The 235-nt window shown below is 47.7% G+C and carries 1 protein-coding gene; it reads left to right on the plus strand.

Going from position 1 to position 235, the window contains the following annotated elements; translation table 11 throughout:
• Nucleotides 1–235 (plus strand): 50S ribosomal protein L4 (gene rplD, locus ACY2RR_RS24775; RefSeq protein ID WP_490110862.1); only part of this gene is annotated, 235 nt, incomplete at both ends.

A 235-nucleotide genomic window follows, 5' to 3' on the forward strand; every position in this document is an offset into this window, starting at 1 on the left:
GGAGAGTCTGGTAATCGTCTCTGAATTCAAGGCAGAAACTCCTAAGACCAAAGCTATGGTTGCCAAGCTGACTGAGCTTGAAGCAATTAACGCTCTGATCGTTTCCGACGTTGTAGACGAAAATGTTTACCTGTCTGCCCGTAACATTCCTCACGTTGACATGCGTGATGTTCAGGGTATTGATCCGGTCAGCCTGGTTGCTCACGACAAAGTCATCATGACTGTTGACGCGATC

It is taken from the genome of Parendozoicomonas sp. 2304DJ65-17 (assembly GCF_058148445.1).